Below are 25,077 nucleotides of genomic sequence, written 5' to 3' on the forward strand. Positions count from 1 at the left end.
AATCCTTCTTATTGTTAAAACAATGTTAGAGCTTCTGAATATCGGTAAAAGTTTTTCCAGTCAAACGGCGTTAAAGGGAATCAACCTTTCCATCGCAGAAGGAGAGTTTTTCTCTTTGTTGGGGCCGAGTGGTTGTGGAAAAACGACTCTCTTACGAATCATCGCCGGACTTGAGAAAGCCACGTCCGGGCACATTCTTTTGGATGGCCAGCGCGTTGATACACTTCCGGCTCAGAAACGCCCCTTCAACATGGTTTTTCAACGACATGCTTTATTTCCGCATCTTTCCGTGAGTGAAAATATCGCTTTCGGACTGAAGCTGAAGGGGCTGAGTAAAGACCTTATCGAAAGCAAAGTCGCCGAAGTTCTAGCTCTGGTTGATATGACGTCGTTTCGGGATCGTAAGCCCGAAACTCTTTCCGGCGGGCAAAGTCAGCGCGTGGCGGTGGCGCGGGCTCTGGTGAACGAACCGCGAGTCTTGTTGCTGGATGAACCTCTGTCAGCGTTAGATCTAAAAATGCGCGAGCACATGCAAAAAGAACTTCGAGCCTTGCAAAGAAAGCTGGGATTGACCTTTATTTGCGTCACCCACGATCAGGAAGAGGCGCTGGCCCTTTCGGATCGCATCGGCATTATGAACCACGGGGTTTTAGAGCAAGTCAGTTCGCCACGTGAAATCTATGAAAATCCAGAAAGCATTTTTGCTTCTCACTTTATTGAGTCTACTAGCTGCCTCAAAGGGGAGCTCATCGAAGTCAGCCAGGACTTGGCGACGATTCGTTTGGGTGATGGCAGTCTTATTAAAAGCAAAATCGGTGTGCCACCGGATCAACTGCGCGTCGGCATGAACCTAGACGCCTACGTGCGAAAGGCCATGGTGTTTGGAGAACGAAGCAAATGAGGCTTCGCGATTTTTTTCTTCTTCCGGCACTTCTGTGGTTCCTTACTTTTATTCTAGCTCCTCTGATGATTGTCGCTGTTGTCAGTTTTGCCACTCGCGGGACTTACGGGGGCCTTGAGTGGACTTGGACGCTTCAGAACTATGCGCGCATTTTCAACGGTCCTTACTTGGGAATCTTTTTTGAAAGTGTGGTGCTGGCGTCGCTGACGACCTTACTGTGTCTGGTCTTAGGAATTCTAGTCGCTTGGGCCATGGCGACGTCACCGGCTCCTCTTCGTTCGCTTTATGTGATGGCGATGGCTCTGCCTTTCTTAACCAATCTGGTGATTCGTATTTATGCGATTCGCTTGTTTGTAGGGGTGGAAGGACCTTTGCAAAGTGCGCTGATTTTTTTCGACGTTCCGTTTGATCCTTATGCTTTGACCCAGAATAAATTTTTAGTCCTTTACGGCATGGTGACCACTTATCTGCCGTTTATGGTTCTGCCTCTTTATGGCGCTTTTGAAAAATTGGATTTCACTTTGGTGGAGGCTTCCGAAGACTTAGGAGCGGGGCCGTGGCGCACGCTTTTTAAGGTGATTCTTCCGAACTTAAAGAAAGCTTTGTGGAGCGGGTCCCTTCTGGTGTTTATTCCTTCGCTCGGAGAGTATGTCATTCCTGATCTTCTAGGCGGGGCAAAGAACATGCTCTTTGGAAATCTTATCACCGAGCAGTTTTTAAAATCCCGGGATTGGCCTTTTGGTTCAGCTCTTTCTGTGCTGCTGATGATTCTTTTGCTTGGAGTCGTTTTCGTTGTTCAAAGAAAAGGAAGGGCGCGTGAGTAAAGAAAGAGCTCGCCCTGCGGCGCCGATCTTGGCAAAAGTAGTTTTGGGACTCGTGCTGGCGGCGCTTTACATTCCGATTGTGGTGATGCTGTTCAGTGCTTTTTTAGATAAAACCGCAGACGAAGTTCATTTCACTGTCCGCTGGTTTAGAGAGGTGCTTCAGGATGCCGCTTTGATGCAGGCTTTGATGAACAGTCTTCTGATAGGTGTCGCTTCAAGTTGTGTGGCGACCGTTCTGGGAACTTTAGGCGCTTTGGGATTACGTCGTAATCAAAAATCCTGGCGTCACAGTGTGGAAGCTCTTTCGGTGGTTTCCCTGATCTTTCCCGAGATCGTATTTGCACTGTCATTGCTTTCTTGGTTTTTCGTTTTGCAGTTGGAGCTTGGCAGAACCACGGTGATTTTAGCTCACGTGAGTTTTTCAATTTCCTATGTGATGATGACCGTGAATGCGCGTTTAGCTAATTTGGAGGCGTCTTTAGAAGATGCCGCCCGCGACTTAGGGGCGAGTTCCTGGCAAATCCAACGGCGTGTATTATTGCCGCTATTAAAGCCTGCGATCTTGGGTGGTTTTATTTTAAGCTTCTTGCTGTCGTTTGATGATTTTCTTATCACTTATTTTGTGAACGGTGTCGGGCAAGACACTTTGCCGGTGAAGCTTTATACGGCCATGAAAATGGGCGTCTCGCCCAAGCTCAATGCTTTATCCAGCATTATGTTTTTAATGACTTTGTCAGTGCTGATTTTCTTCTTCCGTTCTGCTTCTTTCCGTGTTCTCTTTGAAGAAAGCCGGGGGAAGAATGGATCAAACTCAGAAGAAAAAAATCTTTAGCTGGGCGCTTTATGACTGGGCCAACAGTGCTTATTCCACGACGGTCATGGCCGGTTTTTTTCCGATCTTTTTTAAGTCTTACTGGAGTCATGGCACCGACGCCGTCGTCACAACCGCACGTTTAGGCACGGCCATCTCAGTTTCAAGTTTGGCGATTGCTTTATTGAGCCCCACATTGGGCGTGATCGCCGATCTGAAAGGCTTTAAGAAACTCTTCTGTATGATCTTTACGGTTGTCGGGGTGCTTTCCTGTGCTGCGATGGGCTTTATTCCCATGGGCGATTGGTTGGCTGCGATAATCGCTTATGGCGTCGCGATGGCAGCGTTCAACGCAGCCAGCGTCTTCTATGATTCGCTTCTTCCCTATGTCGCCCAAGGGCGCACGATGGATTATGCTTCTTCGTTAGGTTATGCGATGGGATATCTAGGGGGAGGAGTTCTCTTCCTTGTCAACGTGCTCATGTATCTTTTTCCGGCCATCTTCGGAATCCCTGACGGTGTGACAGCCGTGAAAATCTCTTTTGTGATGGTGGCGGTGTGGTGGCTTGTTTTCTCGTTGCCATTAGCTAAGAATGTCCCTGAGCCGCATGTGCCGATTTCTCCGCACAATATATGGCGTCTGACTCAGGAAAGTATAAAAACTCTACGTCGAACCTTTAAAGCACTCTTGCACGAAAAAAATCTTCTTATTTTCATGATTGCTTACTGGCTTTATATCGACGGTGTTTACACGGTGATGACCATGGCCGTGGATTATGGAATTTCAATCGGATTTGAAGCTAAAGACCTGATTGCCGCTTTGTTGATCACACAGTTTATTGGATTTCCATGTGCGTATTTCTTCGGGACATTCACGAAGCGCTGGGGAACGAAAGCTCCGATTCTGGCGTGTATTGTGATTTACGCCTTTACGGTAATCGCTGCGACCTGGATGTCCCAAGCATGGCATTTCTATTTGCTTGCGACGGTGATTGGAATGGTTCAAGGGGGTGTACAATCCCTCAGCCGTTCGATGTTTGGTCGAATGATCAAACCTGAAGAAAGTGGAGAATACTTTGGCCTCTTCAATCTCGTGGGCCGTTTTGCCTCCATCCTGGGGCCCTTAGTGGTGGCTGTCGGCGTGACCGTGACGGGGAATTCTCGTATGGGCATGATGGGGCTTTTGGTGCTATTCGTTCTTGGTGGAGGCCTTCTCGCATTAGTGCGGGAACCAGCTCGCGAAAGTGCCTAAAAGAGTGAATCTTTTTTAAGCCGAAGAGCCAAAGTTAGCATGCTTCCAAGAAGTGATAGACTTTGGCCTTTGAAAGCCCGATAACCCTCCGATATGACTTACAATCCTCGCGATCACTATTTCAAAAAAGCCAAGCAAGAAAACTTCGCGGCACGTTCCGTATTTAAACTGGAAGAGATCGACAAGAAATACAAAATCTTTAAGCCCGGCCAAACCGTTTTGGATTTAGGTGCGTCGCCGGGCTCTTGGTCTCAATACGCTTCCAAGATGGTCGGCGAAAAAGGCAAAGTCTTGGGCGTGGATTTAAGCCCGGTTACGGTGAAACTTAAAAACGCCGTTTTTATTCAAGCTGACCTTCGCGATTTGAACCTGGAGGATATTTTTAAAGAGCATGGCTTCGAACCTCCGTTCGATTTAGTGATGTCGGATATGGCTCCCAAAACAACCGGTATTCGCATGACAGATCAGGCCCGCTCGATGGAGCTTTGCGAACTTGCGTTGGATGTGGCTCGTCGTTTTCTTAAAAAAGACGGCCATTTTATTTGCAAACTCTTTCACAGTGATGACTTCACCAAACTTCGTGACGAAATTAAAAAATCGTTTGTGAAGTGTGAAGCGGTGAAACCGGACTCCACCCGAAAAATTTCTAAAGAGATCTTTCTTGTCGGTATCAGTAAAAAATGATTCACATTATTTTTGAGAACGAAAATTTCGTTGTCTGTGACAAAGAAAGCGGAGTGCTCACGACCCCCAGCCGCTTTGAAGAAGACGATGAACGCCTTTGTCTTGGAACGGCCCTGCAAAAAAAGTTAGACAAACAGATTTTTCCTATACACCGATTGGATTTTGAAGTTTCAGGTCTTGTTATGTATGCGAAAAATCTAGAGGCTCATCGCAAAGCCAACGCATGGTTTGAGCAAAAACAAGTGCAGAAAACATATCGTGCGCTTACAAGTAAGCAAGGGTTTGAACATATTCCTGCAAATGTTCCGAACAGCCGTGAGTGCTTTCAAATCCGGCCGGGGCAGAGGTTTGAATGGAAATCACGTATACTTCGTGGCAAGCGTCGAGCTTTCGAGAGCCCTCAAGGGAAGCCAAGTTTGACAATCGCCATTTTTCTAGACGAGACCGCAAATGCCCACCTGGCTTGGGATTTAAGCCCGGTCACGGGGCGCTCACACCAGCTTCGCTTTGATTTAAGTCGTCACGGATTCCCCATATTAGGCGATTCACTCTACGGTTCTACATTTTTTTTCGGCGAAAACAAAATTGCGCTTCGTTCATACAAAATTGATTTTTCGACTGCAAAAGGCGCATCAATGCTCGGACTTCCTAGGGTCATCGAAGTGTCATCGTTGTGATTTTTCGCGGACTTTGCAAAACGTCATATATGTGTACGCATATAAAATAAGTTTGATTATTAAATATGAGTCTCGTTAAATGAACTCATGAACAATGCACCGCTGTCGTCGTATCACTCTGAAGTTGCTGAAGTCATGGATTGTATACGCTTTATTTTTAAAGCGTTGCGGGTTGCCTCTAGTCAGTCAGAAAAAGATTTGGGACTGAGTGCTGCCCAAATTTTTGTTCTAAAAAAGCTCCAAGCTGAACCTGGTCTTTCCATCAATGATCTTGCGTCTCGCACCACCACTCACCAAAGTTCTGTTTCTGTTGTAGTAAAAAAATTGGAAGAACAAGGCTTCGTGTCTCGTGCAACTTCCAAAGAGGACTCTCGTCGTGTGGTGGTTTCATTAACTCCCGCAGGAGAACAGAAACTGCGTGAAGTTCCGCGCACAGTTCAAGAAGAAATGATTGAATGTCTTCAGAACATGGGTCCTGAGAAGACAAAGCAACTTGCCGCTTTGATGAAGGAATTTGTCAAAGCCGCTGGTTTTGTCGAGGGCAGCTACACGCCCATGATCGGTGAAAAGTAAGAAACACTCTGATTTTATATTTCTCGTTTAATTTGTTCTAAGTAAGTTTTGATGAAGGCGATGCGATGTTCGCCTTCTTTTTTTGCGGTCGGCGTGTTTAAGTGATCCACTAATTTGAAGAGCTTTTGGAAGAAGTGATCAATGCCGTAGCTTTTGTCGTCTAAACTGCGCGATTCAGCCCAGGGATCTTCTTCTGCATAAAAGGGTCTGCTCATCATCGTCGAGGTGGCAAAGCATCTAGCAATGCCAATGGCCCCTAAGCTGTCCAGTCTGTCTGCATCCTGAACAATCTGCGCTTCTAATGTTGTCGCCTTGATATTTGCGCTATAGCTGTGGGCTTCAATCGCATGGCGAATGGCTTCATAATACTTCTCTGGATAGCCGACGGACTTCAAGTACTCGATGGCTGCTTCAGCTGAAAGCTGTGAAGCATAGGGGCGGCGAGGATCGCCCTTAGGGACATTGATATAGTCATGAAAGAAAGCCGCTGGTAAAACCACGTTCCAGTCCGCTTTTTCATGAAGGCATAAGTTCTTCGCGGTGTTCACCACGCGCATGATATGAAGGTAATCGTGAGCAGGATCCGTGGGAGGATACAAGACTCGCGCCTTATTGCTAAAGAGCTGAAACCATTTTTTTTCGTCGTGAACGCTGGGGGTGTGGTTTTCCATGACTCCCATCTTAAACCGCTCACTCTGCTTCTGGCAAATTGATCAAAGTCTCTTTGTGATGAGCGGGTTCCCAGAGTTCAATCCTATTCCCTTCAGGGTCATAGACCCAGGCAAAAAGCCCATGCTCGGTTTCTTCTATGCGATCATCAATGCGCACGCCGTTTTCTGCCATGGAGGTCAGAAGAGCCGCCAGATTGTCGACCTGGAAATTAAAGAGGTTGCGGGTGTTGGAAGGAGAGAAATAGCTGGTGTCGTAAGGAAAAAAGCTGACCGGCTCGGAGTTCGCTAAAAGACGCTCACTCGGAATGACGAAGGCTCCGTCAGAGTCCTGCATCAGGCCTAGGTTTTGTTGATACCAAGAATAAAGGTTTTGGGGGACGCCATTGATTCTCATGGGCCCATTTTGCTTTGGTCTCCTAGGAAATCAAGAAATCCCCGGAGCTGTGCAAGGAATCAGTGATTGGCCGGCTGACGCAGAACCTTGCACCAATCGGGATGTTTTTTCGTTCCACCGTCATAAGTGTAGGCCAGGTTGTTCTTTAGCAGAATCTCTTTCAGGGAACGACCATCTACCATGACATCCGCCAGAATGCGAAAGTACTTATCGCGTTGGACATTGTGCAGTTCAACGGTCTTGGCATTTCTTAAAGTACTAGCCACCAAATTGCGGGCAATCTTACCTGCCTCTTTTTCGCAGCCATTTTTTGTTTTTACTTCGGGCGTATCGATTCCCGAAACGCGAACCGAAATGTTTTTACCGATCAATGCCGGCACGTTTGGAATATTCACCGTCAAGGTATCGCCATCGTAGTTCTTTAAAACCTTCACACAGCGAAAGGTGGTGTCATCATGTTGGCACACTTGAGCCTGGAGGGTGAAGGGAAGGGAGGTGATGGCAAAACAGAAGATAAGTCGAAGGTGAAATCTCATGATTTAAGCCTATCTTCTGTTTTGTTGCTCGTCAAACTAAGGAGTGGTGTGCAACGAGGCCAAGCTTGAAATACGGGCTTGAGTTCGAATTTTCTTAGTCAGCATGCGGTCCTTCGTCGCACTTTGCTCTAGATACCTTTTTATATCTTCGGGGCGCAGAGATTTCTCTGAGCGTGCCAGTAAAGAAGCCACCAGGCCACTCACCCACGCTGTTGCCTGTGAAGTCCCCGTCATAAATCCATAGCGGCCGCCAGGGAGGGATGAAAAAACGTTCTTACCTGGCGCCGCTATGTCGACAGACTTGGAACCATAGTTACTGCTCGCTAAAAGACGCTTACGAGAATCGACGGCGGCAACAGAAATAATGTTGCTTAATCGGTAGCCCGCTGGATAGTAGCCGACGCGGTCGGTGTCGCGCCCTTCATTGCCGGCCGCCGCTACAAAAACGATTCCCTGTTTTTGAGCGTCACGAATAGCAGCTTCTTCCAGCGGGCTTCTTGAGTCGCCACCACCTGAATAGTTAATAATGTCCGCTTTCATTTTCGTTGCATACCGAATGGCTTTCACCGTCGCTAGCAAGTTGTCATCCCCTGACTGAAGCGGGTCGTAGTATTTCAGAATCATGAATTTCACTTTTTGAGTTTTCGCTTTTTGCAGGATAATTCCCGCGACGTGGGTGCCGTGCCCGTGATTGTCTGAGATATCACTATTGTTTGAAACAAAGTTCCATCCATGGAGGTCATCGGCATATCCATTGCCATCATCATCTAAAGTATTTTTCTGATCGTTCGGATTCACCCACAGGTGATCCCGAATAAGGGGATGATTTATGTCGACCCCAGTATCAATGATCGCTACGACAATGTCGCGATCCTTATGCGCAGTCGTGTCTGCTTGCGCTTGAACAGCGAGGTTTGCAAAAAGAAGAAGCACTAAAAGTTTCTTTGGAAGTGTTGTCGTCATCATGACTGACGTACAAAGCAAAGTGAAAGCCAACTCTGCGTGCGTTGATTTCGATTTCGTTTTGAAATTCGCTGCGAGTGTTTAGATTTTTCAGAACACCCCGAAAATTACGGCGTGTGATCAGAAAATTCCAGTCACCAGAAATCTCTGGGCAACTGTCTAAAGTTTGGACAGGGATTCTTGAGTCATTTTAAGGAGCTAGGCGGGGAGGAAAAAAGAAAAGGATCCTTGCGGATCCTTTTTAGTCTCAGTCAGATTCCTTATTATGCGACCCGTTTCATTCCGGGGGCTTTTGCTAATGAGTATTTGTTGCGGCCTGTTTGCTTGGATTCGTACAGGGCTTCATCGGCACGCTTGTACCAGCTATCTGCCGATTCTCCCGCGGTGATTTCTGCAATCCCCATAGAGATGGTGAAACGAATCTCAAGTTTATCTTGCACAAAGACTTCTTTGCGGATGCGGTTCATGGCCTCTTCTGCCATCTTGATCGCGGCTTCCGTATTACAACCCGGAAGAATCACGGCGAACTCTTCACCGCCTAGACGGGCGATAAAATCTTCTTCGCGAGAAAAGCTTTCTTGCAGCAGGCGAACGCATTCTTTTAGCACGAAATCGCCAATATCGTGTCCGTAGGCATCGTTGATCTTTTTAAAGAAGTCGATGTCTAATAGAATCAGTGTCATCGGGTCTTTGTCGATGTCATGCAATTGCAGATAGCGGCGTACTTGCTCATCGTAACTGCGACGGTTGTGAGCTCCCGTCATGTGATCCCGGCGCATGGTCTGATTGGCTTCCATCAACTGCTTTTTGACCGTGGTTAGATTCTTTTTAATGGATTCCATGCGTTTAGAGCGGCGTTCGTTCGTTGAATTCTGATGCTTCAAATAGAAGTTAATGAATTCTCTGGAGCGCGCGCGCAGCTCTTCAATAGAGTTTGATTCAACGGCTTCACGCAAGCCCTCAAGGCTTTGATTGATATCTGCTTGCGAAGCATCTTCGACTTGGGCTTCTTCGCTTAAGTGATCCGCGAAATCCCAGATGATGCGTTTAAAATCGTCAAACGTGTTTTGCACGTAAGTGTATTCATCAATGCGGTAGCTAGAGATAAACTGACGAAGGCGGAACAGAGTTTTTTCTGTTGCTTCTGTATCGGCTTGTACTAGCTCTTTAGCGAACGTATCCAATTTCGCGCGCACCTTGCGCACCGAATGATTTTGAATTTCAAAGAGGTGCTTGTTGTAAACATCAAGGATGTAGAGCAACGTTGCGCGATCCTCGGTCAAAGAGGGACCTGCAGAGGCCGCTCCTTTTTCGTGGGATGAAGTGCCCCAGTCCATATCAAACTGCTCAACAAGTTTTTTCATCCATTGTTTCAAACGTAGCCTCCTGGCGACTAAACAACCACCTTTCTCATCGGAATTATAGGGTCTTGATTGAAGGTCCCCCGCCGATTTTTAATCGAGAGTCCTGTTTCAGACTGAGACAATCAACACAATTGCCACTCCTCAAGAGTGATTTTCAGAACGCATTGTTGTTTTTATGCACAACTTCCTGACACTGCCTGCGACGCCTTCTGAATGGGACTATCATCGAAGTCATCAAGGAGATTTGTCATGGCTGTAAGTGCAAAAGTCAGCGGACCAGATTTCTCTAAGGGAGTTTCTGAAGAAATACTTAAAGACAATGAAAGCCTGCTTGGTCATATCGGTGATGAACCGGTTCTTTTAGTTCGTCACGAAGGCGATTATTTCGCGGTGGGTGCAAAGTGCTCTCACTATGGAGGCCCCTTAGAGGCCGGCATCGTGACAGGTGATAAAGTCATGTGTCCGTGGCATCACTCTTGTTTTGATTTAAGAACGGGGGAAGCTTTAAAAGCGCCGGCTTTAAGTCCCATTCCAGCTTGGCATGTTGAAGTCCGCGATAATAAAGTTTACGTCACCGATAAGAAAAGCCCTGTGATAACTCCACGTAAAGGCACAGAAACTCAACAGTATGTCATTGTCGGTGCCGGGGCTGCGGGGACTGCGGCTGCGGTGATGTTAAGAAGAAAAGGTTTCTTGGGAAGCATCACGCTGATCGGTGAAGACAAAGAACTTCCGTATGACCGTCCTAATCTTTCAAAAGATTTTTTGGCGGGGAATGCCCCTGAAGAATGGATTCCTCTTTTTACCGAAGATTTTTACAAACAAAATCGCATTCGTCTTGAATTGGGTGTCAAAGTTGAAAAAATTGATACGCATAGAAACTCTGTATTTATCTCGAACGGAAAATCTTTGAGATTTGATCGCTGTTTACTCGCGACCGGAGGGACTCCTCGAAAGCCGCGCATTCCTGGAATTGATAAAGGGCATGTGTATTTGCTGCGAACATTGAAAGACAGTCGGCGCATTATTGCGCGCACGTCGTGGGCCTCTAGGGTCGTTATCATCGGGGCCGGTTTTATTGGGCTCGAGGTCGCGGCCTCTTTGCGCTTACGAGGGATGGAAGTTCATGTTGTGGCTCCAGAGGAAATGCCATTGATGAATGTTGTGGGCGTTCACGTCGGAAGTTATCTTAAAAAATTGCATGAACAGCATGGAGTGAAATTTCATCTGGGACACGGAATTAAAGAAATTCGCGATCGCAGCGTGGTGTTAGATAACAAGCAAAGCATTGATGCTGACTTCGTTGTAGTAGGAGCCGGAATACAACCCAACACAGAACTAGCCGAACAAGCGGGCTGCTTTACTGACAACGGAATTTTAGTAAATGAATATCTAGAAACCAGTATGCCCGGCATATTTGCCGCCGGAGATATCGCACGTTGGCCCGATCCTCGCAGTCAAAGACCGATTCGAGTCGAACACTGGGAGGTCGCTGAGCGCCAAGGGCAAGTGGCAGCGCTAAATATGATGGGTGATAAAGTGCGCTTCCAAGATGTGCCGTTCTTCTGGACAACACATTATGGACTGACCTTGTGTTACATTGGACATTCGGATCGCTTTGATCGCATGGATGTTTTGGGCGACATGGAGCAAGTGGATTTTGCCGTCGCCTATTACGAAGATCAAAGAATTGCGGCCTTGCTTACAGTGGGTCGTGATCAGGAAAATCTGAAAGTGGAAGAAGCGCTTTCGCATTTAGATGATGAAAAGGTGCACGAAATCTTGGCTGAGTACGAACATCGTTTTGAACGGATTCAATCTTCGCCCGGGTTTATGGAGCCCTCACCCTGATGCGAGACTTCACGGGTGACTTTATTAATCCACGTATTCGGGAAAAAACTTGAATAGGTCAGTTCTTTATTACAGACATCTGTCGCGGCGACCAGGGGTTGCCAATCTTCAGTATTTTCGTAACGAACGGGCACGTAAAGATCGACTTGAACAATAGAGACATCCTTCTTCGTCCAGCTGCAAATATTTTGCGCCAAACGCCAATATACCATCGCATCACACTTCGTGCGGGTGATAAGCCAAGGCGGTTGAAGTGGCATTTCTTCTTTTTCTTTATTCTTTTTCCATAATGTCAGATAAGGCTGACACTGAGTCCGACCGTCATACATGATCATAGCGTACATGCGTCCTTCGCCGGTGAGGGCCGCATCACCGGGAATTAAGTACTGCGGAATCTGCAAAAGAATAAAGAATGTGGTTAAAAGTTTAGCTTCTGCTGAAGAGAAAACTCTTTGGAATGTTTCTTTAAAACCCAGGGCCGGGGCCGTGGATCGAACAACTAACAAAATCCCCAACAATGTCAGCATCACCGTCGGATAAAAGAAGCGAGTGAGATGCCAAGAATAAAGATGAAATAAAACCAACTGAGCAAAAATAAAATAGAACCAGCGATTCTTTTTACTGAATAAGAAGAAGATGAAAGCAAGTTCAAGGACTAAGACATACCATACGCCGATTTTATTGATGATCGGGGGCAGCAGTCGCTCGTTGATGGCTTCCGCGTTGAGCCATGTTGGATTCAGTTTTAAAAGTCCCGCTGTAAAATAAATAACGAAAAAACTAAATGTCAGGGCGTACGGTCGACCGGGAATAAGTAAAAAACAGACCGTTATAAGAGTCGGAAGATAATGGTAGTTTCCGGTCAGGCGATAGTCTTGAAGAATGATCAGGCACTTAATCGCAACCAGCACCCAAAGAGCGATAATGCCCCAACGAAAATTCTTGCGCAGCCAGAAGTACATCGCCACTAAAGCTGTAAGACCGTAGATGGCTAAAATAATTCCTAAGACGACGGAAGACGGTTTAAAGTCAGCACACGCCGAAAAAAGCGGCCAGCACACCGAGGGGTTCGAGGGAGAAAGAACCCATTGCACGGGCCTTTCTGTGAGCCAGAAAAATAAAGTGAGCAGATGTTCGAAGCTTAAAATCACTCCGACAAAAAGCAGCTGAGGATAGGTTTTTAATTCTTGAAGTAACGACCTCATAGCTGCTCTTTCATACCCAATGCCAAGGCCGTTTCATGAGAGAAGGGAAGCCGCGTATTTTTATCGAACAAAGCGCCGTCCAGTTGAGCCCCATAAAGCAAGGCTTGAGAAAGATCTGTGCCGAGAAGTTTACTTCCGCGCAAATCTGCAAAACTTAAGTGAGCTTTAGAAAGATTTCGATTCGAAAGATTGGCTTCACGCAAGCTGACAAAAGGAGCATACAGACGCTCTTGCAAAATAACTTCCGAAGCAGGGAAGAGGGGTTGCACCCCGGGATTTAAAATAGGAAAAGCAGGAGTGAATACCTGCTCTTCTGATGGAAAATAAAGTCTATTTACTTTGGGAGGAGGGAACATGCGCTGACCTAAATAGGTCAGCTGCAAAAGTCCCACGAAGGTGATTAATCCTGAGTAGTAAAAAGCCAGGCGTTTCATTAGAAACCGTCGCCATCTCCGTCGCAACTTCCGCCAGTCGAGAAGGTCCCGACTGTGATTGTGCTTCCGTTCACGCACTGAGCGATTGTGGCGCTGCTACAACCACTTGACGAAATCCAAGCTCTTCCGTGCAGATTTCCACCGCAAGAAGCATAACCTGCATTTACGGCGATGTTATTTACCGCTGTAATACGACCTTGGGCATCGACATAGAATTGTGGAACGTAAGAACCGTTACCATACCAACCTGCACCGACACCTGTATTAGTAAGACCAAGTGAAACACCACCAGAGGAACCACCGCCCCAAAGACCTGTGCTTGCAGAGACACTCGTGATAGTACCACCAGAGTTATTATCTGTTTGAGGAACCCACTGGCCACCATCCCACTTTAATACTTGGCCTACACCTGGATTCACATTTGCCACCCAGCGACCTTGCATACGTTGAACTGTGGTGCCGCTTTGTCCACCGACGACGTCACCGGCCAAAGCTCCATAGAAGCCTGCGGCGTTACCAGGAATATTTCCAGTAACTTTTGAGCCCGAGACAGAGGCGATTTTTGCGTCAGTGACATTTCCGTCAGCGATTTTCGCTGTCGTCACGTTGGCATCGGCGATTTTTGCCGTCGTCACATTGCCATCAGCGATCTTCGCCGTAGTTACAGCGGAGTTTGCAATTTTAGCTGTCGTTACATTGCTATCAGCAATTTTTGCCGTCGTTACATTTTGATCAGCAATTTTATCTGTGGTGACATTTCCATCTGCAATTTTAGCGGTGGTCACGTTCTGATCAGCGATTTTCGCCGTCGTAATATTACTATCCGCAATCTTCGCTGTTGTCACCGCACTGTTTGCTAAATCAGCTGTCGCAATACTTCCATCCAAGATTTTTGCAGAGTTCACAGCGCCATCAACGATTTTGATTGTACTGATAGCACCATTTGCAATTTTATTAAATGTAATCGCACCGTCGGCGATTTTACCGTTCGTTACAGAGTTATTCATTAGTTTATCACTGGTAACGGCTTCGTCCGCCAACTTATCAGTTGTCACGGCGTTATTTAAAATTTTCCCACCAGAGATCGCATTATCAGCAATGTCTGCGGCTCCCACAGAACCGTCTTCGATATTGCTTGAGCCGACTCCCGTGTTTCCAGTGACCACATTTTGCCAAGTTCCTCCGATAGAAACTTGAACTGTCTGTGTGGCTTCATCGTAGCGCATAAGACCGTCACGCACTGGCGCAGTCGCCGTGCCATCGGAAGATGGAATACCGATAGAGCCTGTTGTCGGAGAGCTCGCACTCGGATTTAAAAGCGCAAGAAGTCCGTCGAAGTTAGCAGGTAATAAAAGCGTCTCAACACGATTTTGTGTGACATTGGCCGAAGCTTGAATAAAGTCCGCCGCTTTTTTTCCTTCCAAAGCCACGGCATTTTCAGATTCCATGGCATAAGGAACCGAACGTAAATCAAAGTCCGGAGACAACGCCACAGTTTCAGAACCCACGGTGAAAGTCACACGGACTTTTCTGGAGTCCCCGGCATTCGGCGCATAGCTTGTTTGGCCTCCAGCACAGCTTGCAAGGCCTGCAATCGTTCCTGAGTTTTTAAGAATTTTATGAAGGGGCAGAGTGTGCCCTGCAGGCACCACGGTGGCTCCCGCTTCGCCAGCCCCGATAGCAAAGTTGATAACACCTTTACTATTGGTCATATTAACGACCCGGTTTTCTTCAAATAACACACAGGCTTCCGCACCTGGCGAAAGAACCTTGATATTGAAGTGGACGTTGGAATCTTCTAAAGGAAGGCCATCAGGCTGAATAATTCGCCCTTGAATCGTTAGGCCTTGAGGAACCTCTGACACAGACATCTGTGCCCAAGCGGGGACTGCTAGTAGAAGTGCCGTAGTTATTTCCAGAGTGCTTCTAATCGAGAGCATACCAAATTCCTTGTTAAAGTTACGTACAGAACAAAGAACAACAAATTATCTCGTTACCAAAACATATCGGATAAACTGGCCAAAAATATTAGTAGACACACAAAAAATTACAAAATTTTATCGTAAACGTATGAATCTGAGACGATTACTTGCGAGAATACTCTTTAATATTCGCCTGACAGACTTTAGAGAGTTCATTGAATTTCGCTTTGAGGCATGAAAAGTAACGACGTTGCTCAGGACAGAATTTTTGAATGTCCGAAGAGCAGTCTGTCTTAAACTTATCTTGAACGGCACTGACCTGGTTGGCGCAGGCGCGCGAGATCTTCTCTTTTTGAGAGCGCAAACATGCCAAAGGATGTTCAGCCAGAAACCGATTGCCTGTGCAGAGCTCTTTATAATCGTCTTCACAATCAGGCGTATTCTTTAAAAGAGTTTTTACGACTTCTTCCGGTCGAAGAGGTTTCCGAGCGTCATAATTAGGATCAAATTCTTTCGGAGGAAGCAGGGATTCGATACTTGGGCCCGCTGGATCCGCAGCCAACTTAGGCACAGGTGCGGGAGTCGGCACAGCAGGTGGAGGTGGTGGCGGAACTTGAGCCGTCGGCGACAGCTTTATCATCGTCGATGGGGGAGTCGTTGTTTGCGTAAGATTTGGATCGACTTGTTTGAGGGTTGAGGAGGCGAGATCCGATTGGATCATACGCACAGTTACTAATGCCGTTGTCACAGAAACAACCACAGTTCCCAATATAATAAGGAGGACGTTCCGGATATTCATATCATTATAATACTTCGGCTGATCTTCAGAAGAACTAAAGTCGCATATAGAAGAGTTGAAAATCTGTCATTTAAGAAATCCCGGACCGGGGCCGATAATAATATATAGATATTTTGGAGGCAGGTATGGTTTGGTACGTCTTGACGCCTTTACTTACGCTTCTGCTCACAGGTTGCGGAATCGAAGCCAGTCTGGAAAATCTTGCGGGACTCAGTGGTCCAAAACTTCCACCAGGCATCGTATTGCCGGAACGTCCTATTGCGGGCGTTATCACGGATCCATCAAAAGCCGATTTTGAAAATACCGAGGTCTTAGTGGGCTCACATGGTATTTCTGACGGAAGCTCTCAGTTGCTAGTTGTTGTGCGTTTAATGAACTCAGACAACACCGTGGTGCAAGGGTATCGCCCTGATTATTCCGTGACCAAAGGTACTGGCGTTGTGAAAGCAGACTGTAGTTTGAGTGATAGTTATGGAGTTTCTATCTGCGCGATCAAAGCCACAGACTCTGGCGTAAAATCCATTCGCTACGAAAACCTGGCCGATTTCCATCCCGAAAAGGATGTTGTGTTTAATGCTCCCGCAAAAGAAACAACAACCGTCGGCGTTGGTGGCGGTGGGGGCGGCGGAACTCATGAAGCCTCTAACCCCAAAGGCTGGCGTATGACAGCCACAGTGGGAGCACAATACGACAAAGTGATAGCTCAGAAAAACGGCTATAAACTTTTAATGGGACCTGTGGGCGCAACGGTTGAGTAAGCCGCGCCTTAGTTTTTAAGGACCAAGAGTCCGTCTTTTCCTGATGTTGAAATGAAAAGATGGTTTTTGAAATAGACGGGAGAGCCAGAAAACGGGCTCTCCATTTTTATTTCTTGTAAAACCTTCCCCGAATGAAGGTCATGCACGCATAACGCTTTTTCTTCACAAAGAAAGACGGCCACTTCCTGTTGAGTATAACTGATAACAAGAGGACTTGATTGTGCGCGCGATTTGAGTCCCTTGATTTCAGAGGACCAAACGATCTTCCCTGAAGGACCATGTACGACGAAGTTTTTATTAAAACCCGTGACTGCAATCAGAGTTCCGTCTTTATTTATAGAAGGGCAGCTCATCGCCGAGCCGTCTAAAGGCAAACGATATTGCAGAAGACCTGTTGTAGTATTAAGCGAATACAAAAAACCATCCCAGGACGTAAAGTAAGCACTTCCTCCATGAATGGCTGCGGCACATTTAATATCGTCATTGGTTGCAAAAGACCATTTTGGTTTTCCATTTTTTAGGTCATAGGCAACCATCGCGCCGGTGTTAGATCCCATCAAAATCTGAGCGTTAGGAACATCCAGGGTCGGAGATGAATGCGGATGATTTCCAATTAACGGTGAAGTCCAAGCCCATTTTCCAGTTTTTGCCTCGAGAGCGAGTAAAAATCCTTCGGGTTCTGGAAGTTCGATCCCCACATAAAGAATTCCATTATGCATAAACGGTGAAGATCCGACGGTTGTGCCTGCCTTAGTGATCCAGCGCAGTTTTCCATTTTCTTTGTTCAGGGCATAGACGTAACCAGCATAATCTCCGATATAGACACTGTCTTTATCCGTCAATGGAGTGGAGTGCATGCCGCGAGGACTGACTCCACTATAAAACTGCCAGCGCAGTCGTCCCTGCCAATCATAAGTTCTTAAAAAACCTGTATCATCAGCAACATAAAATCCCTGTTCATCTGCCGCCGGAGAACTTTTGCTGGCGCGATGAATGCCGTTATTAACTTCGGCGACTTGCCACAGAATTTGAAACGGAGTGAAGCCCGAAGCATCCACCTCGTGATGGCCTGAACGGCGGTTGTCGCGGCGATAGGTTGATAAACTTTCTTTTTTGTCTTCTGTACTTAAATCATACTGAAGGACCTCTGCTTGCTTCGGCTCTTTCGACTTCTGAAGGCGAAGACCGCTATCAAGCATCGACCAGGTTTTAAGTTCAGCTCGTGCTAAAAGAACCAGAACGACCATACTGTAAATAGCGAAAACATATTTCATCATAAGATTTCCGCCCAAAGAATTTCAGCTCTGGATTTAGAGCAAACGTCAGGAATGAAAAGGCGTGTTTTAAAAACATCTCCCGTAGTTCTTCTTGAGGAAAGCCAGAAGTCCATTTTTTCCGAGCGGTCTTTACAGACGAGTTGAATCTGCGACAGGAAAACCAAAGGATCACACTGCGTTCGTGTTGATGGCGCTTTTACAAAAGGATCGTAAGTTTCCTCTGAAAAGGGGGCGTGGCGAATCAAGAGCGTGTCGCATTCCATTCGGGCATCAAGCATATTTAGCGAAAGAATTCGAGGGGCTCCGCTGGCGGCGGGGTCTCCCGCTAAAAGGCTCGGGACGATTTGCAGAAGCGCCAAAATTAAAATAGGAATCAGCGTGCTCTTTTTTTGCCAAAGACGGGAATCAATAACGGCTTGCCATCTCTCTTTATAAAGAGGGATTAATATGAAAATCCCTAAAAGCAAGAACATGGTCAAGGGATAGAAGTACCCGACGATATGCCATGAAAAGGCATGAAAAAGAATAAATTGGAAAAGGACAAGCCCTCGAATCCATCTTTTTTTGCTAAAAAATCCAAATACAAAAATGCACTCTAAGATAACGGCATAAATAAGACTGATATGTTCAATTGATGACGGAAGAAAGCTAGGCGTGATGAGGGCGGTTCCGCTGAGCCATTCCGGATCAAACTTCAAAATGCCGGCACCCCAATAGAAGATCCCAATGAAAAAGGGGATGGTGATGTTTTTTGTCGGAAGAAACAAAAAGGCAAGATGGGTGAAGAATACCATATAGTGATAGTTGCCCATCAAGCCGTAAGATAAGCTTGTGAAGTAGACCTTTAAAGCCAGTAACCCCATCAATCCAAAATACGCATATTTCAATCGGCGGAATAAGAAAAGTCCGGCGACTCCCAGCGAAGCCACTGCATACACTTCTAAAAATAAAGAAGCCTGCGCGGTCGAAGAAAAACGTATCACATCGCAAGCAGGGAAAAACGGCCAGCATAATGAAGCTGAAATCGGGGAGGCCTTCGTGACCAGATCCAAAGATCGGTCCATCCAAAAGTACGCGCTCAATAGATGAGTCAGCGCTAATAAAGCACCATAGACTTGCAAGGCGCGGGAGCTTTTTATTTCTTCAAGTTGAGACTGAAAATACCTCATGGGGTCTCCTTCACTTGAAGCTTCCATTTTTGCAGTTTTTCTAAAGAAAGGTGTTTTGCTGTTTCAGAATCCACGGTGCAATTTTGAAATGAACTTGCGACGAAATCGACGCGTCGAAGATCACTTTTAACAAAATGAGTATTAATAAAGACGGCACCTAAAAAGTGTGCTCCATCCATTTTTGCATTTTCGAATGTGACATTCTTAAGGCTGCAGTGGTTGCATTTAAACCCCGAAAGATCCGAGTGCCTAAAGTCCACGTTTTCGAACTCAACCTTCGTAGATCGAGTGCCGGCTAAATTTGTATCTTTCCAAGTCACGTTTTTAAAAGAAACTTGATACCAATTATTGAGAAGAAAAGAGCTGTTGGTAAATTGGGCGTTGATCACTTGAGCCAGACTTAAAGGCTTTTCGCTATAGTCGAAGCTGGGATGAGTTTTTCCACTGAGGGGCGACGCACTCAATGTTAGTCCAGAACTAGATTGCACAGCTGTTAGACTGAAAATGAAGACGGTCCAGAAATTGCGCCAATGTCTCATCATGGAACAATGATACCGATTTTTTAACCAGAAACAATGGAGAATTTTCAGTAGTATCCGATACGTATATATATGCATCATCTGGAACGTCTTGTTTTGCTACTAACAGTACCGCTGTTTCTGGCGAGTTGTATGAACGCCAGTCTAGAGGCTTTTAGTTCTCAGTTGAGAGCGACGGGCACTTTGCAACCTGCGTATAAACCTTCAGACATCGTTCCGATTCGCTGGGCCACGGCTCATGGCACCATGGAACCTGATTACCTAACATTAGAAATGTCCTCCGACGGTGGTTCTACTTGGACCATGATTGAATCGCGACTTGAAAACGACGGGGAATATGACTGGAACATTTCGACACTGACTCCCACAGTTTATAGCGTTCGTTTAACGGCCGTGATTCGCGCGTCGCAAGACATCGTTGAAGTCGGAAGTTTTCTTCTCGACAACCAAGTTCCTGTTGTTGGTGCCGATCAAACAATTGTGGTGACGGAAGATACACCTCAAAGCTTCACTTTGAATGCCCCGACTGAAAACGATCAGTACCGTATTGTCTTTGTCTCTAGTCCCACGCGCGGAACCTTGACGGGCTGTGTGGCAAATTCGAATGTACTCAACTGCCTCTATTCTCCTAATCTCAATAATGAGATTGATGATAGCTTTACATATAAAATAGTCGATCGTGCCGGTAACGAATCGGCCGTAGCGACAGTCACCCTCGATGTAACGCCGGTTAATGATATTCCGGTCATTCAAACTTTGGCTTGTCCAACGACGATTGGCGAAAACTACAACTATTCGTGCACGATCGCGGCGACGGATGTGGATCTTCCAAGTCCTTTGACGCTTACTTATCATCTGGATGGAACCACGACCTGCGGAGGTTGGTTGTCCATTGATGCCAACACGGGCGAAGTCAGTGGAACTCCAGGGGCTGCCGAAGTGGGAACGAACTGTCAGGTTGATGTTTACGCCGAGGACAACGTTGCCGGACAGAGCACTCGTTTCTCATGGAATATTTCGGTCACGAATTCGGCACCTATCATCAATGTTACGGGAGGACCTTACAGTCTTTTAGAAGACGCCGCTTTTGCCGTGATTATTCCAGGGGCAAATGTCTCTTCGATTGAAGAAAGTGGAAGCACTTACAGTTTAGTGACGCCGACGGCTTCTGGCGATCATTGCGTTGATCATGTGGCTTCTCCCGCGGCGTCTAATCTGAGGATTGACGCCTCTACGGGCGAAGTGTCTTTCAGACCAGCTCCCGACTATCAAGGTGTCTGTTATATTCGTATCGCCTTAACGGACAGCTTTCCTTCCACGGGTTACACGGAAGTCGCGTTGACAGTAACAAATGTTCAGGATGCGCCGGTCGTTGCTACAAATCTAACTCCATGTTCGGCGTCTGCGACTGAAGACGTGGCTTATTCTTGTACGGTTGCGATCACGGATCCTGATCCAGAAAATCTCACAGTGATTCGTGATGGCTCCGACGATTGCGTTTGGTTGACTGAAACTCCGTCCTCGGATGGTCGAACAGTCACTATCTCGGGAACGCCCGATAATAGCAACGTCGGAGGATGTCAGTTAGAAATACGCGCTACCGATCCGAATGCGGCTTCACATATGCAGTCCTTGGCAATCACTGTTGCGAACGCAGCGCCCACATTGACGATTGCGACACCCGATGTTCTGACCGAAGATGATGCAAGTTTTGCTAGCAGTGTTGTTGAAGTGCTTTCCGATGCTGACGTAAGTTCTTTGGATGAAGGACAAGGCGTATACTCTTTAGTTTATACAGGCCTTTCGGGTACAGCATGTAATGACACCAGTGTCGTTGCAACTCCGGCATCAGATATTCTGATCAACACCACCACGGGCGCGGTGAGTATCAAACCTCGCGCACATTACTTCGGATCTTGTTTTGCAAAAATTCGCTTTAACGATGGCAACGGTGCTGGAAATTCCATCGTAGATCAAGAAATCGAGATCATTGTGAATCCGGTGAATGATGCTCCGACAATCACAAGTGTTCCGACAACATGGGAAATTTTACTAGATCCTTCCGGCAATAAAGTCGAAAACGTCCCATTGACTCTCTCAGTGGGGCCGGCAAATGAGAGCGCCCAAACGGCCTCGCTTATTTGTACAAATTCAAATCCGACAAGACTTAACGTGAATTGTTCTGCAACGCGCGTGGGTGACGGCAGTGTCAATATCGTATTAACAGCGACTCCTGGTGTGGATTCATCTGCCGTTGTGACGGTGAAAGTAAAAGATGATGCGGGTGGCACGGATGAATCTACGGTCGCAACAATCAACGTTTCCTTGACCGATGCTGTCGTTCTTGCGCCGATTGCGGTAGATACCCTGAACTATGATATTTGGTCCAAAGCCTCCACAGAATATAGTACGGCAGTTGCCAACTCCAGTCGTACTTTCGTTGTGCGTGTGAATCCTGGCGTTAAAGTTTATAGTAATGATCCTCAATATGCTGCAATGGTAACCGGAACTTCTTCAGGTGCATTATCGACGACAGCGCGTGTTCGACTCATCAATCAAGGAAGTATTATTGGCGCTAGTGGTGCAGGCGGTGCATCGGCGGTTTCCGGTGATCCGGGGCCCCTTCGTCAAGGACAAGACGGCGGCACAGCTTTTCAAGTTTACGCTCTTCACGCCAATGTTACGATCATCAACGAAGGCTTCATCTTCGGTGGCGGCGGCGGCGGTGGTCGCGGAGGAACTGATAACAATGACGGCGCGCAAGGACAAGGCGGCGCCGGTGAAGGACCCCTTGCTGCGGCTGTCGCAGGAAGTGCCGGAGCTTCAAGTGGAGGCGTCGGTGGTGGAGCTGCAACTGCCCTCGCCGTCGGGGCGACGGTTCATGACTACATTCCTTCAAATGGTGCTGCGCAAATTAATGCTTCCGCTGGCCAAGGTGGAAGCAGCTGTTTGATCGGATCGGCCTTGGGAAATAATCCTGGTGAAGCTAAATTCGGTCGTGGCGGTTTCGGTGCCGGCTTCGGTGGTGGCGCGGGAACATGTTCTCTCTCATACGGCGGCGGCGGTGGTGGTGGTTACTTCGGTGGCGGCGGTGGATCCGGTGGTCTTTCCGATGTCAGCGACGGGGCAAACGTGAATACCGACGTGAACGGTTATAACGGTGGTAATGGTGGGGCGGCGATTCAAGTACCGAACTCGGTCGTGAATCCTGGCGACGTGAATATCGTGATTCTTCCTGAAGCAGGATCGCAGATCGCAGGTTGCGTGTGGAATGATATTTCTCAAAGATATCTGACGGGCGTAACAGGGGATAGTGATGTCAACACACGAACACTGACGTTTTCTTCAACCGCTGCACAAAGCGTGAATGCTCCAAGCAGTGTCCGTGTTTGGAATAACGGCCGCGGTAAAGCCTACCGCTAATAAAGCGAATTATAAGTTCAGTTTTCCTAAAGCCTGATCTAAGTTTTTAAAGGTCAGGCTCAATGCTTCTTCGTAAGCCTTCGTGACATCGGCACTTAACTTAAATCCAAAAGGATGTTTCATCTCAAAGCAGCTTGCTGCTTCGGCATTGAGTTTTGCCTTTTGGGGAATCGTCAAATGACTGACGATTTTCACACAGCCTTCTTTAAATTGACCGGTAGAGTAATCTTGGATTGTCAGCACTAAAGAATTAGCACCCGAAGTTTGAACTTTAATATTTTCTCGAGCTAAAGCATCCGTCACGGCACGAGCGACTTCAGCACGTAACTCTGTAGATTGAGTTTTCATTTCTTCAGCGCGGGCATCAATCACGCTGAGCGAAACGGTTCTTTTTGCAAGTCCGCTCATAGGGGACACTTGAATGTTCTCGGCCTTGATTGCCGGAACGTCCTTGATAGTTTTACCCGTCATGGCACAAGAGCTAAGAAATAAACAACCTAAAACAGCTAGGGAAAGTCTCATGATGAATTCCTTCTTTTAGGAATTATTATCGATTAAGACTTTCCCCGAAAGCAACGGAAGATTCTGCGCTTTAACAAAAAAATTACGTCGTAGCGCTGGCACCTCTTTGCGACGAGCGGAACTCGACATCCAAAGTGATGTTCGCTTTTAAAAGTTTCGAAACAGGACAACCGGCTTTGGCTTCTTCCGCAATCGTTTGAAACGTTTTAGAATCAATGTCTGGAACTTCGGCGATAAGTTTTAATTTTGAAGAGGTGATAGTGAAACCTTCACCTTCTTTTTGAACAGTCACGACGGCAGAGGTCTCAAGGCGGTCTGCTGTGAAACCTTTTTTCATCAAGGCGCCACTTAAAGCCATTGTGAAACAACCCGCATGGGCCGCACCAATCAATTCTTCAGGATTTGTTCCCAGCTCTGAACCGAAACGGGTGTTGAAAGTATAGGGTGTGTTCCTTAAAGCCCCACTTTCTGTCGTCAGTTCACCTTTGCCATTTTGAATATTGCCTTTCCATACGGCCGTGGCTCTTCTATCCATAAATTCCTCCTGGTTTTGTCGTATTCTATGTGCCGGATTCCTAGGCGGGAAGGCGGTCGTTAAAATACAAAACAGAGTTAATGCTTGGAGAAATCCCAAAGTTTTGGTCCAATGAAAGCATGAGTCTTGATAAGTTCTTCCAAGGTTTGATTCAAAAAGTCGAAGAGTCTGAAGACGTAGTGACCAATGCGGGCAAGGACGCGGAAGGTTTTTATAAACCGACGCGCACAATCTTGCTGCGGCATTTGAACTTACTGAAGGACTTGCATGCAAAGCCTTTGGCAAAACCCATGGTGCTGTCGTCCTGGAAGTATGCCGTTGAACATCTTCCCCCAGAGTGGCTGGTGCCAGATCCCGAAGACCGCGAAGCTTTAAAAAATCTTTTAGGTAATGGCTAGAGCACGTCTTTGGGAATATGTATTGAAGCACAAGTCTTTTGGTGACATTCTTTTTTCGTGAAGATTCTAAACATCCAAAAAATTTCTGTGGTCGGAAATGCGGGCGGGGGTAAAACCGCGCTCAGTCGTAGGCTGGCAGAAATCCATAAGTTGCCCTTAACCCATGTGGATAGCATTCAATTTGTAGCGGGTATGAACATACGCCCGCACAAAGAATCTATTTCCATTCTGACAGATGTTCAAAATACGGATGCCTGGGTTATTGATGGCTATGGACCCCTCGATATAATTGAAAAAAGATTTCGGGCTGCCGATCGTGTGATCTTTATCGACTTTCCTTTGTGGCGTCACTATTGGTGGTGCACGAAACGCCAAATTCAAAATCTTTGGTCGCGCCGAGAGGAATTGCCAGAAGGATGTAACGAAGCGACTTGGGCGCATACAAAAAAACTTTATAAAACCTTGTGGCAAGTGCACACCAAGATGCGGCCCGAGCTTTTAAGAATTTTTGCGCGAGAGAATTTAAAAGAAAAAGTTATCTACGTCAGGACCCTCCGTGAGTGGAATGAGATCTTCACCCACGGAGTTTCTTAAG

26 protein-coding genes are annotated in these 25,077 nt (G+C 46.8%); 12 read left to right on the forward strand and 14 right to left on the reverse strand.

The genetic code is table 11. The annotated features are described in order from the left end of the window. Positions 1 to 22: 22 nt before the first annotated feature. The 7 genes from ACLWBD_RS06015 to ACLWBD_RS06045 all read left to right on the forward strand — a co-directional run bounded on the left by ACLWBD_RS06015 (position 23) and on the right by ACLWBD_RS06045 (position 5,722). Positions 23 to 901, forward strand: a complete 879-nt coding sequence (locus ACLWBD_RS06015; protein WP_063209410.1) for an ABC transporter ATP-binding protein — start codon at positions 23 to 25, stop codon at positions 899 to 901. Then, positions 898 to 1,725 (forward strand): ABC transporter permease, encoded by an 828-nt coding sequence (locus ACLWBD_RS06020; RefSeq protein ID WP_413570021.1) that lies wholly within the window; start codon positions 898 to 900, stop codon positions 1,723 to 1,725. Before ACLWBD_RS06015 ends, ACLWBD_RS06020 begins: the two co-directional genes overlap by 4 nt. Then, positions 1,718 to 2,557: an ABC transporter permease gene (locus ACLWBD_RS06025; protein ID WP_413570023.1), complete on the forward strand. Its 840-nt coding sequence runs from the start codon at positions 1,718 to 1,720 to the stop codon at positions 2,555 to 2,557. Before ACLWBD_RS06020 ends, ACLWBD_RS06025 begins: the two co-directional genes overlap by 8 nt. Beyond that, positions 2,526 to 3,788: an MFS transporter gene (locus ACLWBD_RS06030; protein WP_413570026.1), complete on the forward strand. Its 1,263-nt coding sequence runs from the start codon at positions 2,526 to 2,528 to the stop codon at positions 3,786 to 3,788. Before ACLWBD_RS06025 ends, ACLWBD_RS06030 begins: the two co-directional genes overlap by 32 nt. A gap of 93 nt (positions 3,789 to 3,881) precedes the next feature. Beyond that, positions 3,882 to 4,472, forward strand: coding sequence for an RlmE family RNA methyltransferase (locus ACLWBD_RS06035; protein ID WP_063209416.1), 591 nt, complete (start codon positions 3,882 to 3,884; stop codon positions 4,470 to 4,472). Beyond that, a complete protein-coding gene (locus tag ACLWBD_RS06040) occupies positions 4,469 to 5,149 on the forward strand; it encodes an RluA family pseudouridine synthase (protein ID WP_413570028.1) in 681 nt (226 codons plus the stop codon). Before ACLWBD_RS06035 ends, ACLWBD_RS06040 begins: the two co-directional genes overlap by 4 nt. 87 nt (positions 5,150 to 5,236) lie before the next feature. After that, positions 5,237 to 5,722, forward strand: coding sequence for a MarR family winged helix-turn-helix transcriptional regulator (locus tag ACLWBD_RS06045; protein ID WP_413570030.1), 486 nt, complete (start codon positions 5,237 to 5,239; stop codon positions 5,720 to 5,722). Positions 5,723 to 5,736: 14 nt separating this feature from the next. On the opposite strand, the gene ACLWBD_RS06050 is transcribed toward ACLWBD_RS06045, so the two are convergent. The 5 genes from ACLWBD_RS06050 to ACLWBD_RS06070 form a co-directional block, all read right to left on the reverse strand. Beyond that, on the reverse strand, positions 5,737 to 6,393 hold the full coding sequence (locus ACLWBD_RS06050) for an HD domain-containing protein (RefSeq protein WP_413570031.1): 657 nt from the start codon (positions 6,391 to 6,393) through the stop codon (positions 5,737 to 5,739). 19 nt (positions 6,394 to 6,412) lie between these two features. Beyond that, positions 6,413 to 6,787 (reverse strand): VOC family protein, encoded by a 375-nt coding sequence (locus ACLWBD_RS06055; protein ID WP_063209421.1) that lies wholly within the window; start codon positions 6,785 to 6,787, stop codon positions 6,413 to 6,415. Between the two features lie 59 nt (positions 6,788 to 6,846). Continuing rightward, positions 6,847 to 7,323, reverse strand: coding sequence for a thermonuclease family protein (locus tag ACLWBD_RS06060; RefSeq protein WP_413570034.1), 477 nt, complete (start codon positions 7,321 to 7,323; stop codon positions 6,847 to 6,849). A 36-nt stretch (positions 7,324 to 7,359) separates the two neighbouring features. After that, on the reverse strand, positions 7,360 to 8,289 hold the full coding sequence (locus ACLWBD_RS06065; protein ID WP_413570035.1) for a S8 family peptidase: 930 nt from the start codon (positions 8,287 to 8,289) through the stop codon (positions 7,360 to 7,362). A 260-nt stretch (positions 8,290 to 8,549) separates the two neighbouring features. Next, positions 8,550 to 9,662, reverse strand: a complete 1,113-nt coding sequence (locus ACLWBD_RS06070) for a sensor domain-containing diguanylate cyclase (RefSeq protein ID WP_063209425.1) — start codon at positions 9,660 to 9,662, stop codon at positions 8,550 to 8,552. Between the two features lie 237 nt (positions 9,663 to 9,899). On the opposite strand from ACLWBD_RS06070, the gene ACLWBD_RS06075 reads away from it, so the two are divergent. Then, on the forward strand, positions 9,900 to 11,501 hold the full coding sequence (locus ACLWBD_RS06075; RefSeq protein WP_413570037.1) for an FAD-dependent oxidoreductase: 1,602 nt from the start codon (positions 9,900 to 9,902) through the stop codon (positions 11,499 to 11,501). Here ACLWBD_RS06075 and ACLWBD_RS06080 read toward each other — a convergent pair. From ACLWBD_RS06080 to ACLWBD_RS06095, 4 genes are all read right to left on the reverse strand, one after another. Next, positions 11,465 to 12,706, reverse strand: a complete 1,242-nt coding sequence (locus ACLWBD_RS06080) for a hypothetical protein (RefSeq protein ID WP_063209429.1) — start codon at positions 12,704 to 12,706, stop codon at positions 11,465 to 11,467. The genes ACLWBD_RS06075 and ACLWBD_RS06080 overlap by 37 nt on opposite strands. Then, positions 12,703 to 13,140 carry a pentapeptide repeat-containing protein gene (locus ACLWBD_RS06085; RefSeq protein WP_063209431.1) on the reverse strand — a complete coding sequence of 146 codons (438 nt, stop codon included), beginning with the start codon at positions 13,138 to 13,140 and terminating at the stop codon, positions 12,703 to 12,705. The genes ACLWBD_RS06080 and ACLWBD_RS06085 overlap by 4 nt, the downstream gene beginning before the upstream one ends. Continuing rightward, positions 13,140 to 15,080, reverse strand: coding sequence for a hypothetical protein (locus ACLWBD_RS06090; RefSeq protein WP_413570040.1), 1,941 nt, complete (start codon positions 15,078 to 15,080; stop codon positions 13,140 to 13,142). Before ACLWBD_RS06090 ends, ACLWBD_RS06085 begins: the two co-directional genes overlap by 1 nt. Before the next feature lie 145 nt (positions 15,081 to 15,225). Then, on the reverse strand, positions 15,226 to 15,861 hold the full coding sequence (locus tag ACLWBD_RS06095) for a hypothetical protein (protein WP_413570043.1): 636 nt from the start codon (positions 15,859 to 15,861) through the stop codon (positions 15,226 to 15,228). 125 nt (positions 15,862 to 15,986) lie between these two features. On the opposite strand from ACLWBD_RS06095, the gene ACLWBD_RS06100 reads away from it, so the two are divergent. Beyond that, positions 15,987 to 16,619 (forward strand): hypothetical protein, encoded by a 633-nt coding sequence (locus ACLWBD_RS06100; protein ID WP_063209437.1) that lies wholly within the window; start codon positions 15,987 to 15,989, stop codon positions 16,617 to 16,619. 8 nt (positions 16,620 to 16,627) lie between these two features. On the opposite strand, the gene ACLWBD_RS06105 is transcribed toward ACLWBD_RS06100, so the two are convergent. The 3 genes from ACLWBD_RS06105 to ACLWBD_RS06115 are packed head-to-tail and all read right to left on the reverse strand — an operon-like array spanning position 16,628 to position 19,607. Further along, the gene (locus tag ACLWBD_RS06105) at positions 16,628 to 17,896 is read right to left on the reverse strand and encodes a PQQ-binding-like beta-propeller repeat protein (RefSeq protein ID WP_413570044.1); all 1,269 of its coding nucleotides are present in this window, start codon (positions 17,894 to 17,896) and stop codon (positions 16,628 to 16,630) included. Beyond that, complete coding sequence (locus tag ACLWBD_RS06110) at positions 17,893 to 19,065, reverse strand: hypothetical protein (RefSeq protein ID WP_413570046.1); 1,173 nt, start codon at positions 19,063 to 19,065, stop codon at positions 17,893 to 17,895. Before ACLWBD_RS06110 ends, ACLWBD_RS06105 begins: the two co-directional genes overlap by 4 nt. Beyond that, positions 19,062 to 19,607 (reverse strand): pentapeptide repeat-containing protein, encoded by a 546-nt coding sequence (locus tag ACLWBD_RS06115; RefSeq protein ID WP_413570048.1) that lies wholly within the window; start codon positions 19,605 to 19,607, stop codon positions 19,062 to 19,064. Before ACLWBD_RS06115 ends, ACLWBD_RS06110 begins: the two co-directional genes overlap by 4 nt. Positions 19,608 to 19,736: 129 nt before the next feature. Here ACLWBD_RS06115 and ACLWBD_RS06120 point away from each other — a divergent pair, with 129 nt between their 5' ends. After that, positions 19,737 to 23,027 carry an Ig-like domain-containing protein gene (locus ACLWBD_RS06120; RefSeq protein WP_413570050.1) on the forward strand — a complete coding sequence of 1,097 codons (3,291 nt, stop codon included), beginning with the start codon at positions 19,737 to 19,739 and terminating at the stop codon, positions 23,025 to 23,027. 9 nt (positions 23,028 to 23,036) lie between these two features. On the opposite strand, the gene ACLWBD_RS06125 is transcribed toward ACLWBD_RS06120, so the two are convergent. Together ACLWBD_RS06125 and ACLWBD_RS06130 are read right to left on the reverse strand one after the other, a co-directional pair. Next, a complete protein-coding gene (locus ACLWBD_RS06125) occupies positions 23,037 to 23,549 on the reverse strand; it encodes a hypothetical protein (RefSeq protein WP_063209447.1) in 513 nt (170 codons plus the stop codon). An 82-nt stretch (positions 23,550 to 23,631) separates the two neighbouring features. After that, positions 23,632 to 24,084 carry an OsmC family protein gene (locus tag ACLWBD_RS06130; RefSeq protein ID WP_373999342.1) on the reverse strand — a complete coding sequence of 151 codons (453 nt, stop codon included), beginning with the start codon at positions 24,082 to 24,084 and terminating at the stop codon, positions 23,632 to 23,634. An 80-nt stretch (positions 24,085 to 24,164) separates the two neighbouring features. Between ACLWBD_RS06130 and ACLWBD_RS06135 the strand changes: the two genes are divergently transcribed. Beyond that, positions 24,165 to 24,482 (forward strand): hypothetical protein, encoded by a 318-nt coding sequence (locus tag ACLWBD_RS06135; protein ID WP_413570054.1) that lies wholly within the window; start codon positions 24,165 to 24,167, stop codon positions 24,480 to 24,482. A gap of 57 nt (positions 24,483 to 24,539) precedes the next feature. After that, positions 24,540 to 25,076 carry a hypothetical protein gene (locus ACLWBD_RS06140; RefSeq protein ID WP_413570055.1) on the forward strand — a complete coding sequence of 179 codons (537 nt, stop codon included), beginning with the start codon at positions 24,540 to 24,542 and terminating at the stop codon, positions 25,074 to 25,076. Position 25,077 lies beyond the last annotated feature (1 nt).

It is taken from the genome of Bdellovibrio sp. HCB117 (genome assembly GCF_047305915.1).
Lineage (GTDB): Bacteria > Bdellovibrionota > Bdellovibrionia > Bdellovibrionales > Bdellovibrionaceae > Bdellovibrio > Bdellovibrio bacteriovorus_B.

Excerpts from the sequence above, each read along its gene's own strand:
- ACLWBD_RS06100 (WP_063209437.1), top strand. The coding sequence starts at position 15,987 with ATGGTTTGGTACGTCTTGACGCCTTTACTTACGCTTCTGCTCACAGGT.
- ACLWBD_RS06090 (WP_413570040.1), bottom strand. The coding sequence starts at position 15,080 with ATGCTCTCGATTAGAAGCACTCTGGAAATAACTACGGCACTTCTACTA.
- ACLWBD_RS06120 (WP_413570050.1), top strand. The coding sequence starts at position 19,737 with ATGAACGCCAGTCTAGAGGCTTTTAGTTCTCAGTTGAGAGCGACGGGC.
- ACLWBD_RS06130 (WP_373999342.1), bottom strand. The coding sequence starts at position 24,084 with ATGGATAGAAGAGCCACGGCCGTATGGAAAGGCAATATTCAAAATGGC.
- ACLWBD_RS06055 (WP_063209421.1), bottom strand. The coding sequence starts at position 6,787 with ATGAGAATCAATGGCGTCCCCCAAAACCTTTATTCTTGGTATCAACAA.
- ACLWBD_RS06135 (WP_413570054.1), top strand. The coding sequence starts at position 24,165 with ATGCTTGGAGAAATCCCAAAGTTTTGGTCCAATGAAAGCATGAGTCTT.
- ACLWBD_RS06020 (WP_413570021.1), top strand. The coding sequence starts at position 898 with ATGAGGCTTCGCGATTTTTTTCTTCTTCCGGCACTTCTGTGGTTCCTT.
- ACLWBD_RS06060 (WP_413570034.1), bottom strand. The coding sequence starts at position 7,323 with ATGAGATTTCACCTTCGACTTATCTTCTGTTTTGCCATCACCTCCCTT.
- ACLWBD_RS06105 (WP_413570044.1), bottom strand. The coding sequence starts at position 17,896 with ATGATGAAATATGTTTTCGCTATTTACAGTATGGTCGTTCTGGTTCTT.
- ACLWBD_RS06040 (WP_413570028.1), top strand. The coding sequence starts at position 4,469 with ATGATTCACATTATTTTTGAGAACGAAAATTTCGTTGTCTGTGACAAA.
- ACLWBD_RS06110 (WP_413570046.1), bottom strand. The coding sequence starts at position 19,065 with ATGAGGTATTTTCAGTCTCAACTTGAAGAAATAAAAAGCTCCCGCGCC.
- ACLWBD_RS06015 (WP_063209410.1), top strand. The coding sequence starts at position 23 with ATGTTAGAGCTTCTGAATATCGGTAAAAGTTTTTCCAGTCAAACGGCG.
- ACLWBD_RS06095 (WP_413570043.1), bottom strand. The coding sequence starts at position 15,861 with ATGAATATCCGGAACGTCCTCCTTATTATATTGGGAACTGTGGTTGTT.
- ACLWBD_RS06065 (WP_413570035.1), bottom strand. The coding sequence starts at position 8,289 with ATGATGACGACAACACTTCCAAAGAAACTTTTAGTGCTTCTTCTTTTT.
- ACLWBD_RS06085 (WP_063209431.1), bottom strand. The coding sequence starts at position 13,140 with ATGAAACGCCTGGCTTTTTACTACTCAGGATTAATCACCTTCGTGGGA.
- ACLWBD_RS06075 (WP_413570037.1), top strand. The coding sequence starts at position 9,900 with ATGGCTGTAAGTGCAAAAGTCAGCGGACCAGATTTCTCTAAGGGAGTT.
- ACLWBD_RS06035 (WP_063209416.1), top strand. The coding sequence starts at position 3,882 with ATGACTTACAATCCTCGCGATCACTATTTCAAAAAAGCCAAGCAAGAA.
- ACLWBD_RS06080 (WP_063209429.1), bottom strand. The coding sequence starts at position 12,706 with ATGAGGTCGTTACTTCAAGAATTAAAAACCTATCCTCAGCTGCTTTTT.
- ACLWBD_RS06115 (WP_413570048.1), bottom strand. The coding sequence starts at position 19,607 with ATGATGAGACATTGGCGCAATTTCTGGACCGTCTTCATTTTCAGTCTA.
- ACLWBD_RS06125 (WP_063209447.1), bottom strand. The coding sequence starts at position 23,549 with ATGAGACTTTCCCTAGCTGTTTTAGGTTGTTTATTTCTTAGCTCTTGT.
- ACLWBD_RS06045 (WP_413570030.1), top strand. The coding sequence starts at position 5,237 with ATGAACAATGCACCGCTGTCGTCGTATCACTCTGAAGTTGCTGAAGTC.
- ACLWBD_RS06050 (WP_413570031.1), bottom strand. The coding sequence starts at position 6,393 with ATGGAAAACCACACCCCCAGCGTTCACGACGAAAAAAAATGGTTTCAG.
- ACLWBD_RS06030 (WP_413570026.1), top strand. The coding sequence starts at position 2,526 with ATGGATCAAACTCAGAAGAAAAAAATCTTTAGCTGGGCGCTTTATGAC.